Annotated in this window: 12 protein-coding genes; 5 read left to right on the top strand and 7 right to left on the bottom strand. The window is 70.3% G+C overall.

Annotation, left to right across the window (positions count from 1 at the left end; translation table 11 throughout):
* Position 1: 1 nt before the first annotated feature.
* The 4 genes from Q5762_RS05090 to Q5762_RS05105 form a co-directional block, all read right to left on the bottom strand.
* Positions 2-319 (bottom strand): non-heme iron oxygenase ferredoxin subunit, encoded by a 318-nt coding sequence (locus Q5762_RS05090; protein WP_315890740.1) that lies wholly within the window; start codon positions 317-319, stop codon positions 2-4.
* Positions 319-1,500, bottom strand: coding sequence for a Fe-S cluster assembly protein SufD (gene sufD, locus Q5762_RS05095; protein WP_315890741.1), 1,182 nt, complete (start codon positions 1,498-1,500; stop codon positions 319-321). The genes Q5762_RS05090 and sufD overlap by 1 nt, the downstream gene beginning before the upstream one ends.
* Before the next feature lie 61 nt (positions 1,501-1,561).
* A complete protein-coding gene (sufB, locus tag Q5762_RS05100) occupies positions 1,562-2,977 on the bottom strand; it encodes a Fe-S cluster assembly protein SufB (protein ID WP_315890742.1) in 1,416 nt (471 codons plus the stop codon).
* Complete coding sequence (locus tag Q5762_RS05105) at positions 2,974-3,702, bottom strand: metalloregulator ArsR/SmtB family transcription factor (RefSeq protein ID WP_315890743.1); 729 nt, start codon at positions 3,700-3,702, stop codon at positions 2,974-2,976. The genes sufB and Q5762_RS05105 overlap by 4 nt, the downstream gene beginning before the upstream one ends.
* Positions 3,703-3,883: 181 nt before the next feature.
* Between Q5762_RS05105 and Q5762_RS05110 the strand changes: the two genes are divergently transcribed.
* The 3 genes from Q5762_RS05110 (at position 3,884) to Q5762_RS05120 (ending at position 6,656) form a co-directional block, all read left to right on the top strand.
* Complete coding sequence (locus Q5762_RS05110) at positions 3,884-4,822, top strand: ABC transporter ATP-binding protein (RefSeq protein ID WP_315890744.1); 939 nt, start codon at positions 3,884-3,886, stop codon at positions 4,820-4,822.
* Positions 4,819-5,598 carry an ABC transporter permease gene (locus Q5762_RS05115; RefSeq protein WP_315890745.1) on the top strand — a complete coding sequence of 260 codons (780 nt, stop codon included), beginning with the start codon at positions 4,819-4,821 and terminating at the stop codon, positions 5,596-5,598. Before Q5762_RS05110 ends, Q5762_RS05115 begins: the two co-directional genes overlap by 4 nt.
* A gap of 89 nt (positions 5,599-5,687) precedes the next feature.
* Complete coding sequence (locus Q5762_RS05120; RefSeq protein ID WP_399494606.1) at positions 5,688-6,656, top strand: heme A synthase; 969 nt, start codon at positions 5,688-5,690, stop codon at positions 6,654-6,656.
* A 14-nt stretch (positions 6,657-6,670) separates the two neighbouring features.
* Here the strand turns inward: Q5762_RS05120 and Q5762_RS05125 are convergent, their stop codons facing one another.
* The 3 genes from Q5762_RS05125 to Q5762_RS05135 form a co-directional block, all read right to left on the bottom strand.
* Positions 6,671-7,753, bottom strand: a complete 1,083-nt coding sequence (locus Q5762_RS05125) for an amidohydrolase (protein WP_315890747.1) — start codon at positions 7,751-7,753, stop codon at positions 6,671-6,673.
* A gap of 84 nt (positions 7,754-7,837) precedes the next feature.
* Complete coding sequence (locus tag Q5762_RS05130) at positions 7,838-8,158, bottom strand: hypothetical protein (protein WP_315890748.1); 321 nt, start codon at positions 8,156-8,158, stop codon at positions 7,838-7,840.
* Between the two features lie 94 nt (positions 8,159-8,252).
* The gene (locus Q5762_RS05135; RefSeq protein WP_315890749.1) at positions 8,253-9,200 is read right to left on the bottom strand and encodes a heme o synthase; all 948 of its coding nucleotides are present in this window, start codon (positions 9,198-9,200) and stop codon (positions 8,253-8,255) included.
* A 328-nt stretch (positions 9,201-9,528) separates the two neighbouring features.
* On the opposite strand from Q5762_RS05135, the gene tkt reads away from it, so the two are divergent.
* The gene (tkt, locus tag Q5762_RS05140) at positions 9,529-11,616 is read left to right on the top strand and encodes a transketolase (protein ID WP_315890750.1); all 2,088 of its coding nucleotides are present in this window, start codon (positions 9,529-9,531) and stop codon (positions 11,614-11,616) included.
* Between the two features lie 32 nt (positions 11,617-11,648).
* Positions 11,649-12,767 (top strand): transaldolase, encoded by a 1,119-nt coding sequence (gene tal, locus Q5762_RS05145; RefSeq protein WP_315890751.1) that lies wholly within the window; start codon positions 11,649-11,651, stop codon positions 12,765-12,767.

Raw genomic sequence — 12,767 nt, forward strand, 5'->3', positions numbered from 1 at the left:
CTCAGGACTCCTGGGTGACGGAGACGAGCACATCGTCCCCTTCGATCTTTACGGGGTATACGGGGACGGGGCGCGTCGCGGGAAGGCCGGACGGCTTGCCGGTGCGGAGGTCGAACGCGGAGCCGTGCAGCCAGCACTCGATCTGGCAGTCCTCCACCTCGCCCTCGGACAGGGAGACGTTCGCGTGCGAGCAGATGTCGTAGATCGCGAACACCTCGCCGTCCGTGTGGACGAGGGACACCGGCGTGCCGTCGAGTTCCACCCGCTTCGGGGTGTCCTCCTCCAGCTCGCTCAGCGCACAGGCGCGTACGAAGGCCATCAGACGGACGCCTCCAGCTCGGCCTCGATCTTGGCGAGCAGCCGCTCCTGGACGTCGGGCAGGCCGATCTGCTGGACCAGCTCGGCGAAGAAGCCGCGGACGACGAGGCGGCGGGCCTCGGTCTCCGGGATGCCGCGCGACATCAGGTAGAAGAGCTGCTCGTCGTCGAAGCGGCCGGTGGCCGAGGCGTGACCGGCGCCGGCGATCTCGCCGGTCTCGATCTCCAGGTTCGGCACGGAGTCGACCCGGGCGCCGTCCGTCAGGACCAGGTTCCGGTTGAGCTCGTACGTGTCGGTGCCCTCGGCCGCGGCCTGGATGAGGACGTCACCGATCCAGACGGCGTGCGCGTCCTGGCCCTGCAGCGCGCCCTTGTAGGCCGCGTTGGACTTGCAGTGCGGCATGTTGTGGTCGACCAGGAGGCGGTGCTCCTGGTGCTGGCCGGCGTCGGTGAAGTACAGACCGAAGAGCTCGGCCTCGCCGCCGGTGGCCGCGTACGAGACCCGCGGGTGGATACGGACGACGTCGCCGCCGAAGGTGACCACGACCGACTTGAAGGAGGCGTCGCGGCCGACCAGCGCGTTGTGCTGGGCGACGTGGACGGCCTTCTCGTCCCAGTCCTGGACGGAGACGACGGTGAGCTTGGCGCCGTCGCCGAGAAGGTAGTCGACGTTGGCGGCGAGCACCGCGTCACCGGTGTGGTCGATGACCACGACGGCCTCGGCGAAGGCGCCGAGCTCGATGACCTGGTGGCCGAAGGCGACACCGCCCTCGCCGTGCACGGCGATGCGGATCGGCTCGGTGAGGACGGCCTCCTTGGCGACGGTGACGACCGAGGCTTCCTCGAAGGAGGAGTACGCCTGGGCGGCGACCCGGTCGACCGGCGTACCGGCCTTGCCGAGCCGCGCGTCGTCCCGGCCGACGGTCTCCACGGTGACGCCCTCGGGGGCCTCGATCGCGACCTTGACGCCCTCGCCGGCCGCGACGGCGGTGCCGTCGTGCAGGCCGCGCAGGCGCTCCAGCGGGGTGAACCGCCACTCCTCCTCGCGACCGTGCGGGACCGGGAAGTCCGCGACGTCGAAGGACGGGGGCGCGCTCATGCGCGTGGCGACGGTGGACTCGGCGGCCACCGCGATCGAGCCGGCGGTGGTGGAGCCCGCCGGGATGTTCTGAGCCTCAGCCATGGCTGTCGTGTTGCTCTCTTCCTCGTAACTACGCAAAGACGGTACGGACGGCGGCAGGGTCTTAACCGACCGAGCCTTCCATCTGCAGCTCGATCAGCCGGTTGAGCTCCAGGGCGTACTCCATCGGGAGCTCCTTGGCGATCGGCTCGACGAAGCCGCGCACGATCATCGCCATGGCCTCGAACTCGGTCATGCCGCGGCTCATCAGGTAGAAGAGCTGGTCCTCGGAGACCTTGGAGACCGTGGCCTCGTGACCCATGGAGACGTCGTCCTCGCGGACGTCGACGTACGGGTAGGTGTCCGAGCGGGAGATCGTGTCGACGAGCAGCGCGTCGCAGAGCACGTTCGACTTGGCGCCCGGGGCACCCTCGCCGATCTCGATGAGACCGCGGTAGGAGGTGCGGCCGCCGCCTCGCGCCACCGACTTGGAGACGATGTTCGAGGAGGTGTTCGGGGCCATGTGGACCATCTTGGCGCCGGCGTCCTGGTGCTGGCCCTCGCCCGCGAAGGCGATGGACAGGGTCTCGCCCTTGGCGTGCTCGCCCATCAGGTAGACGGCCGGGTACTTCATGGTGACCTTGGAGCCGATGTTGCCGTCGACCCACTCCATGGTCGCGCCCTCGTAGGCCACCGCGCGCTTGGTGACCAGGTTGTAGACGTTGTTCGACCAGTTCTGGATCGTCGTGTAGCGGCAGCGGGCGCCCTTCTTCACGATGATCTCGACGACCGCGGAGTGCAGCGAGTCGGAGGAGTAGATCGGGGCGGTGCAGCCCTCGACGTAGTGGACGTAGGCGTCCTCGTCGACGACGATCAGCGTCCGCTCGAACTGACCCATGTTCTCCGTGTTGATACGGAAGTAGGCCTGCAGCGGGATCTCGACGTGCACGCCCTTCGGCACGTAGATGAACGATCCGCCGGACCACACGGCCGTGTTCAGCGAGGCGAACTTGTTGTCGCCGACCGGGATGATCGTGCCGAAGTACTCGCGGAAGAGCTCCTCGTGCTCCTTCAGCGCGGTGTCGGTGTCGACGAAGATGACGCCCTGCTCCTCCAGGTCCTCACGGATCTGGTGGTAGACGACCTCGGACTCGTACTGGGCCGCGACACCGGCGACGAGGCGCTGCTTCTCCGCCTCCGGGATGCCGAGCTTGTCGTACGTGTTCTTGATGTCCTCGGGCAGTTCCTCCCAGGAAGCGGCCTGCTTCTCGGTGGAGCGCACGAAGTACTTGATGTTGTCGAAGTCGATGCCCGACAGGTCGGAGCCCCAGCTCGGCATGGGCTTCTTGTCGAAGAGGCGCAGACCCTTGAGACGCAGCTTCAGCATCCACTCGGGCTCGTTCTTCTTCGAGGAGATGTCGCGGACGACGTCCTCATTGAGGCCGCGCTTGGCAGTGGCACCGGCGGCGTCGGAGTCGGCCCAGCCGTACTCGTACCGACCCAGGCCCTCGAGCTCGGGGTGGCTGATCTCGGTGGTCATGCGGGGTTCCTCCCGGCCGTGCTTGCGGATGCTTCTGATTCGGTGGTCTGTGGGGCGCTGTGCGGGATGAACGTCGTACAGACGCCGTCACCGTGGGCGATGGTGGCGAGACGCTGGACGTGCGTTCCCAGGAGGCGGGAGAAGACCTCGGTCTCCGCCTCGCACAGCTGCGGGTACTGCTCGGCTACATGGGCGACCGGGCAGTGGTGCTGGCAGAGCTGCTCGCCGACCGGCGCGTTCCGCGCAGTGGCAGCGTACCCGTCCTTGCTGAGCGCCCTGGCGAGCGCCTCGGTACGCCGGTCGGGCTCCGCCGACTCGACGGCCTCCCGGTAGGCCTCGGCCTGGTGCGCCAGCCTGTCGCGCGCGAAGGCGGCGACGGCCGCTTCCCCACCCGCGTTCTGCTCGATCCAGCGCAGGGCGTCGACGGCCAGTGTGTCGTACGACTGGTCGAAGGCGTCCCGGCCGCAGTCGGTCAGCGCGAAGACCTTGGCGGGGCGGCCACGCGTACGGGCCCCGTACACGCGCTTCTCGCGGGCCTCGACGACGTTCTCGGCGACGAGCGAGTCCAGGTGCCGGCGGACGGCGGCCTGGGTGAGGCCGAGCCGGGCCGCCAGATCGGCGACCGTCGACGGGCCGTGGTCCAGGACGGACCGCGCGACGCGGTTGCGCGTGGAGCGCTCACCGGTCGCGAGTTCCTCCACGGGAGCCTCGCCAACGTTTTTCACAACGCCATTGTTGCGTAATTCCTCGGGGAGTGACAAGCGACGTCCGCAGGGGTGCACGGTGCCGTGCATCACGTAGGTAAGGCTTACCTGACCTGCGAAGATGATCATTCATAGGACGAATCACCGGCGGGATCCGGCCCCCGCGCCGGAGGACCCCGGAACCCTCTCTAGACTTCCCGGCATGCGAAACGAGTCCGTCGACAGCGCCGCCGTCCAGGTCCGCGGCCTGGTCAAACGGTACGGGTCCAAGACCGCCGTCGACGGCCTCGACCTCGACGTCCGGGCGGGCACCGTGACCGCCGTCCTCGGCCCGAACGGGGCCGGGAAGACCACCACGATCGAGACCTGCGAGGGCTACCGCAGGGCCGACGCCGGCACCGTCCGCGTCCTCGGCCTCGACCCGGTCGCGGACGCGGCCCGGCTGCGCCCCCGGATCGGCGTGATGCTCCAGTCCGGCGGCGTCTACTCCGGTGCGCGGGCCGACGAGATGCTCCGCCACATGGCGAAGCTGCACGCCCACCCGCTGGACGTGGACGCCCTGATCGAGCGCCTCGGCCTCGGCTCCTGCGGCCGGACCACGTACCGCCGGCTCTCCGGCGGCCAGCAGCAGCGCCTCGCGCTCGCCATGGCCGTCGTCGGCCGCCCCGAACTGGTCTTCCTCGACGAGCCGACCGCCGGACTCGACCCGCAGGCCCGCCGCGCCACCTGGGACCTGGTCCGCGAGCTGCGCACCGACGGCGCCACCGTCGTCCTCACCACGCACTTCATGCAGGAGGCCGAGGAGCTGGCGGACGACGTCGCCATCGTCGACGCCGGCCGCGTGGCCGCCCAGGGCAGCCCGGACGCGCTCTGCCGGGGCGGCGCCGAGAACACCCTGCGCTTCACCGGCCGCCCCGGCCTCGACCTCGGCTCGCTGCTCAAGGCGCTGCCCGACGGCACCCAGGCCGCGGAGCCGATCCCGGGGACGTACCGGATCACCGGCGAGGTGGGCCCCCAGCTGCTCGCCACCGTCACCACCTGGTGCGCGCAGCACGGCGTGATGCCGGACGGCATCTCGGTCGAGCGCCACACCCTCGAAGACGTATTTCTCGAGCTCACGGGCAAGGAGCTGCGCGCATGAGCAGCGGTACGAGTACAGGTACGTACGCACCCCGGCCGGGAGCCGCGCCCGTCGGACGGATGATCATGGCGCAGACGGCCCTGGAGACCAGGATGCTGCTGCGCAACGGCGAGCAGCTGCTGCTCACGGTGATCATCCCGTCGCTGCTGCTCGTGCTGTTCTCGACCGTCGACATCGTCGACACGGGTTCCGGGAAGGCCGTCGACTTCCTCGCCCCGGGCGTCCTCGCGCTCGCCGTGATGTCCACCGCGTTCACCGGCCAGGCCATCGCCACCGGCTTCGAGCGCCGTTACGGAGTCCTCAAGCGGCTCGCCGCCTCACCGCTCCCCCGCTGGGCGCTGATGACCGCCAAGACGCTCTCCGTCCTGGTCACAGAGGTGCTCCAGGTCCTCCTGCTCACCGCCATCGCGCTGGGGCTCGGCTGGTCCCCGGACGGCGACCCGCTGTCGGTCCTGGTACTGCTCGTCCTCGGTACGGCCGCCTTCTCGGGCCTCGGCCTGCTGATGGCCGGCACCCTGCGCGCCGAGGCGACGCTGGCCGCCGCGAACCTGGTCTTCCTGCTGCTCCTGGTGGGCGGCGGGGTGATCGTGCCGCTGGACAGGTTCCCCGGCGCGGCCCGCTCGGTCCTGGAGCTGCTGCCGATCTCGGCGCTCTCGGAGGGCCTGCGGGACGTACTCCAGGGCGGCGCCACGCTGCCGTGGGGGCAGGCGCTGATCCTGGCCGTGTGGGCGGCGCTCGGCCTCGGCGCGGCGGCGAAGTTCTTCCGCTGGGAGTAGCGGGCTGGCAGTAGCGGAGGGGCGACGTTCCGGGGTGACTTCACCCGTAACGCACCCCTAGTGAAAGCGTGCACAAGCCCCGTCCTACGATAGGGCCCGTGCTGACCCCCCTCGCCTATATCGCCAAGCGCTGGACCCCGTCCCCCGAGACGCTCCGGCGCGCCGCGCTCTCCGCCGTCGTGATGAGCGTCCTCATCATCGTCACGGGAGGCGCGGTCCGGCTGACCGGCTCCGGTCTCGGCTGCGACACCTGGCCCAAGTGCACGGACGACAGCCTCATCGTCACGCCCGAGCAGGGCTACCGCGGTGTGATCGAGTTCGGCAACCGGATGCTGACGTACGTCCTGTCGGCCGCCGTCGGCTGGGCGATCATCGCCGCCCGGTCCACCAAGCCGTGGCGGCGCGGGCTGACCCGGCTCGGCTGGGCGCAGTTCTGGCTCGTCGCCAGCAACGCGGTCATCGGCGGCATCACGGTGTGGATGGGCCTCAACCCGTGGACCGTCGCGGGCCACTTCCTCGCCGCGAACGCGCTCCTGACGGTCGCCGTGATCACCTGGCACCGCACCGGCGAGGGCGACACGACCCCCCGGCGCCGGGTGCCCGGCCCGGTGCGCAAGCTCTCCTGGGCGATCCTCGCGGCCTCGGCCCTGCTGATCGTCCTCGGCACCGGCGTCACCGGCTCGGGCAAGCACGCCGGTGACTCCAGCGACGTCCCCCGCATGCCGTGGGACTGGACCGCCGCCGCCCACCTGCACGCGATCGCCGCCTGGGTGGTCTGCGCGCTCGCGCTCGCGATGTGGCTGGTGCTGCGGGTGGTCGACGCCCCCGACGACACCCGGGCGCGCGCCCGTGACCTGCTGATCGTGCTGCTCGCCCAGGGCGGGATCGGCTACCTCCAGTACTTCACCGGTGTCCCCGAGCTCCTCGTCGGCGTCCACATGCTCGGCTCCGCGCTGATGTGGATCGCGGTCCTCCGCGTGTCCCTGAGCCTGCGCGAGCGCCCGCTGTCCGCCCCGGAGATCCCGGCCCAGGCCGACGCGGCCCTGGCGAAGGCGTAACGACACCGGGTACGTCAGCGCAGGCCGTAGATCCTGCGCGCGTTGCCCGAGGCGATCATGGTGGCGACCCGCTGCGCGTCCGTGAGGGACCACGCGCCGTCGCCGACCCATTCGCCGAGCACCCGGCTCAGCGCGCCCCGGAAGACGCTGGCCGCGACGACGTGCAGCTCCGGCAGGGCCTGGGCTCCGCTGGAGAAGAGCAGCTTGCCGAAGGGGGCCAGCTCCAGGAGCTCGGCGAGGACGGCCGCCGCCCGGGCCCCGGTCCGGGCGAGGACCGAGCCCAGGTCCGCGTAGACATGCGGGTAGAGGCCGGTCAGCTGGGCCGTCTGCCGGTGGTACGGATATCCGTGCAGCAGGACGACGTCCGTACCCAGGCCGCTCGTGGACGCCGCGAAGTCGGCGAGCCCGGCCGCCGGGTCCTCGCCCCCCACGCGCAGCTGGAGCGGCCGGCCCGAGGCGACCGCGACCCACAGCAGATGGCGCAGCAGCACCGGGTCGGTGAGCCGGCCGCCGACCGCGCGGCCGGCCAGCCAGCGCCCCGCCGCCCCGCGTACCTCGCCGGGCCCCGGCGGCTCCGCGGTCCGGGCGAGTCCCCGGCCGACGCCCGCCACCGAGGTGAAGGCGACGGCGGTCACGGCGGCGCCGTGGACGGCCTCGGAGAGGTTGGCCAGGAACGCCTCTACGGAACCGGACGTGTCGGCGACCTGCTCGGCGAGGAGTTCGAGCCGGACGATCTCGTGCGCGTCGGCGGCGCCGGCGGAGGCGATCTCGGCGGGGCCGGTCAGATCACCGGGGAGCCCGGTGTCCACCAGATAGGTGGAGATCCCGGAGGCGCGCAGCAGCCTGCGCCCTGACTCCAGGACGCCCAGCTCGCGGCGGCGGGCGAGATAGCGGGCCGGCGGGCAGTGCGGCTCCAGACCGAGCAGCGGCGGGCACCAGCGGCGTACCGCGAAACCGGTCTGGGTGTCGAAGAAGGTGGTGCCGGGCGCGGCCGGCCGGCCGTTCCGGCCGAGGTGGGCCTCGAAGGTGCCGAGGCCGAGCTCCGTGCGGAGCACCCCGTGGCAGTGCTGGTCCACCAGGCTCGGGGTCTCGATCATTCGGGGGGCTCCCTGCGTGGACGTTCTTCCACACGTCCTAACGGGTGAGCCCCACCCGAGGTTGTTGCCTCACACGTCGAACGGTCAGGCGTTCGACGCGCCGCCCAGCTGGATTCCGGCCATCCGGGACCACTCGTACGGGCCGGTGACGACCTTGGCGGCGAACTCGCCGTCGAACTCCTCGTGGAGCGTCAGCTCGGCCTTCTCCGCCGCCTGCTGGGCGATCGCGTGCGTCGGGGCCACCAGGTCGCCCCAGCCGCCGTCCTCGCCGACGAGCACGATCCGGGTGCCCATCTGGCCGATGTAGGCGAGCTGCCCCTCGGCGCCGCCGTGCTGCTTCGAGAACGCCTGGATCTGCTTGGCGAGCCTGGTCGCCTTGCGCTCCGCCTGCTTCGTGTCTGCCATACAGCTGATGCTACCGAGGGGTAGATCGACTGGCGACGGCCGGTGCACGTGGTCTTGCCCACGTGCACCGGCCGTTGTCGAAAGGCCCGAGGAACTACCTCAGGAAGGGGTCGACCGCGACCGCCACGAAGAGCAGCGAGACATAGGTGATCGACCAGTGGAAGAGGCGCATCTCCTTGAGCTTCGCGCCCTTCGCGCCGTTCTTCGCGCGGTTCAGCAGCGCGTGCGCCTCCCAGAGCCACCAGCCGCCGGTGAGCAGCGCCACGGCCGTGTAGAACCAGCCGGTGTAGCCGAGCGGCGTCAGCAGCAGCGAGACGACGACCATGACCCAGCTGTACGCGACGATCTGCCGGGCGACGACCTTGTTGGAGGCCAGCACCGGGAGCATCGGCACGCCCGCGCGCGCGTAGTCGTCCTTGACCTTCATCGACAGCGGCCAGTAGTGCGGCGGCGTCCAGAAGAAGATGACGAGGAAGAGGATGATCGCGGCCCACGACATCGAGTTGGTGACGGCCGACCAGCCGATGAGCACCGGCAGGCAGCCGGCGATGCCGCCCCAGACGATGTTCTGGGCGGTGCGCCTCTTGAGGATCATCGTGTAGACCACGACGTAGAAGAGGAGCGCGCCGAGCGAGAGGGCGGCGGAGAGCCAGTTGACCAGCAGGCCGAACCAGACCGTGGAGACGACGGCGAGGGTCAGGCCGAAGACCAGGCCCTCACGCGGGGTGAGGACGCCGGTGACCAGCGGACGCTGGGAGGTGCGGTCCATCAGCGCGTCGATGTCGCGGTCGATGTACATGTTCAGCGCGTTCGCGCCGCCCGCCGACAGGTAGCCGCCGAAGCAGGTGGCGAGCACCAGCCACAGGTTCGGCACACCCTGTTCGGCGAGGAACATCACCGGAACGGTCGTGATGAGCAGCAGCTCGATGATTCGCGGCTTGGTCAGCGCCACGAATGCCTTGACGCGGGCCCCGAACGGCCGATGGCCCCCCGGGCTGGGAGTCAAGACGACCCCTGCGGGTCGGGACTCGACGGCCGTCACGCACACCCCTGACAGAGAATTCCCAGCAAGCTCCCCGGATGAAGACGGGGTGAAGACTTGCGCGTACCACGCCACTGTAGACGTTGCCCATACGCCGATCTTCGCGGGGGTGGGGTCGTGTTGAGGGTGCTTGTCCCAAGGGGTGGACGCCGCTCGGGGCGGTGCCCGGGAGGCGAAGTGACGGAGTGACCCGCACCCTTGCTGTGTCTGCTCATTTGAGGGGCATGGGCTCGAAAAGAGGACGTGTTTACGGGGGTAGGCTCGACAGCGCCGGTACACCCTCAGTCACCGGCTTTTCCGTACATGTGGAGAGGAGCCCTGACTCAGGGTGAGCACCAAGCCGACCACCACAGACCTCGAGTGGACCGAATTGGACCAGCGGGCCGTGGACACCGCCCGCATCCTGGCCGCGGACGCCGTACAGAAGGTCGGCAACGGCCATCCCGGTACGGCCATGAGCCTGGCGCCCGCCGCGTACACCCTCTTCCAGAAGGTGATGCGGCACGACCCGGCGGACCCGGAGTGGGTGGGGCGCGACCGTTTCGTGCTCTCCGCCGGGCACTCGTCCCTGACCCTCTACACCCAGCTGTACCTGGGGGGCTTCGGACTTGAGCTGGACGACCTGAAGGCGTTCCGGACCTGGGGTTCGAAGACCCCCGGCCACCCGGAGTACGGGCACACCGCGGGTGTCGAGACGACGACGGGCCCGCTGGGCCAGGGTGTCGCCAACGCCGTGGGCATGGCGATGGCCGCCCGCTACGAGCGCGGTCTGTTCGACCCGGAGGCGGCCCCCGGCACCTCCCCGTTCGACCACCGGATCTACGCGATCGCCGGTGACGGCTGCCTCCAGGAGGGCATCTCCGCCGAGGCCTCCTCGCTGGCCGGTCACCAGAAGCTCGGCAACCTGATCCTGCTGTGGGACGACAACCACATCTCGATCGAGGGCGACACCGAGACGGCCGTGTCCGAGGACACGATGAAGCGGTACGAGGCGTACGGCTGGCACGTCCAGCGCGTCGAGGCGCAGGCCAACGGCGACCTCGACCCGGCCGCGCTGTTCGCGGCGATCAAGGCCGCCGAGGCCGAGACCGAGCGTCCGTCGTTCATCGCGATGCGCTCGATCATCGCCTGGCCCGCCCCGAACGCCCAGAACACCGAGGCCGCGCACGGCTCGGCGCTCGGCGACGAGGAGATCGCGGCCACCAAGCGGATCCTCGGCTTCGACCCGGAGCAGACCTTCGAGGTCACCGACGAGGTCATCGGGCACACCCGCAGCCTGGGCGACCGCGGCCGTGAGTCCCGCGCCGCGTGGGAGAAGTCCCTCGCCGAGTGGCGGACCGCCAACCCGGAGCGGGCGGCCACGTTCGACCGCATCCAGGCGAACGAGCTGCCCGAGGGCTGGGAGACGCACCTCCCCGTGTTCGAGGCGGGCAAGGGCATCGCCACCCGCGCCGCGTCCGGCAAGGTCCTGCAGTCGCTCGGCGCGGTCATCCCGGAGCTCTGGGGCGGCTCGGCCGACCTGGCCGGCTCGAACAACACGACGATCGACAAGACCTCGTCGTTCCTGCCCGAGGGCAACCCGCTGCCCGAGGCGGACCCGTACGGCCGCACGATCCACTTCGGCATCCGCGAGCACTCCATGGCCGCGGAGATGAACGGCATCGCGCTGCACGGCAACACCCGCGTCTACGGCGGCACCTTCCTGGTGTTCTCCGACTACATGCGCAACGCGGTGCGGCTCTCCGCGCTGATGCACCTGCCGGTGACGTACGTCTGGACCCACGACTCGATCGGTCTGGGCGAGGACGGCCCGACGCACCAGCCGGTGGAGCACCTGGCCTCGCTCCGCGCGATCCCCGGTCTGAACATCGTCCGCCCGGCGGACGCGAACGAGACCGCCATCGCCTGGCGCGAGATCGTCAAGCGGCACACCCGCGTGTTCGGCAAGGGCGCCCCGCACGGCCTCGCGCTGACCCGCCAGGGCGTGCCGACGTACGACTGGAACGAGGACGCGGCCAAGGGCGGTTACGTTCTCGCCGACGCCGACGGCGGCGACGCGCAGGTCGTGCTGATCGGCACCGGCTCCGAGGTGCACGTGGCCGTCGAGGCCCGTGAGCAGCTCCAGGCCGCCGGCGTCCCGACCCGGGTGGTCTCGATGCCGTCCGTGGAGTGGTTCGAGGAGCAGGACCAGGCGTACAAGGACTCCGTCCTGCCGCCGTCGGTGAAGGCGCGCGTGGCCGTCGAGGCCGGCATCGGTCTCACCTGGCACAAGTACGTCGGCGACGCCGGCCGGATCGTCTCGCTGGAGCACTTCGGTGCCTCGGCCGACGCGAAGGTCCTCTTCCGCGAGTTCGGCTTCACGCCGGAGGCCGTGGCCGCCGCCGCCCGGGAATCTCTGGCCGCCGCCGCGCGCTGACGCCCCTAGACACGAATTTTGGAGAACCTCTCATGACAGACGCTCTCAAGCGCCTCTCCGACGAAGGCGTCGCGATCTGGCTGGACGACCTCTCGCGTCAGCGGATCACGTCCGGAAACCTGGCCGAGCTCATCGACCAGCAGCACGTGGTGGGTGTCACCACCAACCCGTCCATCTTCCAGAAGGCGATCTCGGAGGGCCACGGTTACGACCAGCAGCTCGCCGACCTCGCCGCGCGCAAGGTGACCGTGGACGAGGCCATCCGCATGATCACGACGGCGGACGTGAGGGACGCCGCCGACATCCTGCGCCCGGTCTACGACTCCACGGACGGCCAGGACGGCCGGGTCTCGATCGAGGTCGACCCCCGGCTCGCCCACAACACGACGGCCACCATCGCCGAGGCCAAGCAGCTGGCCTGGCTGGTCGACCGTCCCAACACGCTCATCAAGATCCCGGCCACCAAGGCGGGTCTGCCGGCGATCACCGAGGTCATCGGCCTCGGCATCAGCGTCAACGTGACGCTGATCTTCTCGCTTGAGCGCTACCGCGCGGTCATGGACGCCTACCTGGCGGGTCTGGAGAAGGCCAAGGAGCGCGGCCTGGACATCTCCCTGATCCACTCGGTGGCCTCCTTCTTCGTCTCCCGTGTGGACTCGGAGATCGACAAGCGCCTGACCGCCCTCGGCACGGACGAGGCCCTGGCCCTGAAGGGCAAGGCCGCCCTCGCCAACGCCCGACTGGCCTACGAGGCGTACGAAGAGGTGTTCTCCTCGGAGCGCTGGGCCGCCCTGGACAAGGCGCAGGCCAACAAGCAGCGTCCGCTGTGGGCCTCGACCGGCGTCAAGGACCCGGCGTACAAGGACACGCTGTACGTCGTCGACCTGGTCGCTCCCGGCACGGTCAACACCATGCCCGAGGCGACGCTGGAGGCCACCGCCGACCACGGCGAGGTCACCGGCGACACCGTGCGCGGCACGTACGAGCAGTCCCGCACCGAGCTCGCCGCCATCGAGGCGCTCGGCGTCTCGTACGACGACGTGGTACAGCTGCTTGAGGACGAGGGCGTCGACAAGTTCGAGGCGTCCTGGAACGACCTGCTCAAGTCGACCGAGGCGGAGCTGCAGCGCCTCGCACCTTCGGAGGCGTAA

Origin of the sequence: Streptomyces sp. P9(2023), from assembly GCF_032436795.1 — a bacterium.
Taxonomy (GTDB): Bacteria; Actinomycetota; Actinomycetes; order Streptomycetales; family Streptomycetaceae; genus Streptomyces.

Bases quoted from the DNA above. Each gene is read 5' to 3' on its own strand.
- Q5762_RS05090 (WP_315890740.1), bottom strand. From the start codon at position 319: ATGGCCTTCGTACGCGCCTGTGCGCTGAGCGAGCTGGAGGAGGACACC.
- Q5762_RS05130 (WP_315890748.1), bottom strand. From the start codon at position 8,158: ATGGCAGACACGAAGCAGGCGGAGCGCAAGGCGACCAGGCTCGCCAAG.
- Q5762_RS05125 (WP_315890747.1), bottom strand. From the start codon at position 7,753: ATGATCGAGACCCCGAGCCTGGTGGACCAGCACTGCCACGGGGTGCTC.
- Q5762_RS05115 (WP_315890745.1), top strand. From the start codon at position 4,819: ATGAGCAGCGGTACGAGTACAGGTACGTACGCACCCCGGCCGGGAGCC.
- tal (WP_315890751.1), top strand. From the start codon at position 11,649: ATGACAGACGCTCTCAAGCGCCTCTCCGACGAAGGCGTCGCGATCTGG.
- sufB (WP_315890742.1), bottom strand. From the start codon at position 2,977: ATGACCACCGAGATCAGCCACCCCGAGCTCGAGGGCCTGGGTCGGTAC.
- Q5762_RS05110 (WP_315890744.1), top strand. From the start codon at position 3,884: ATGCGAAACGAGTCCGTCGACAGCGCCGCCGTCCAGGTCCGCGGCCTG.
- sufD (WP_315890741.1), bottom strand. From the start codon at position 1,500: ATGGCTGAGGCTCAGAACATCCCGGCGGGCTCCACCACCGCCGGCTCG.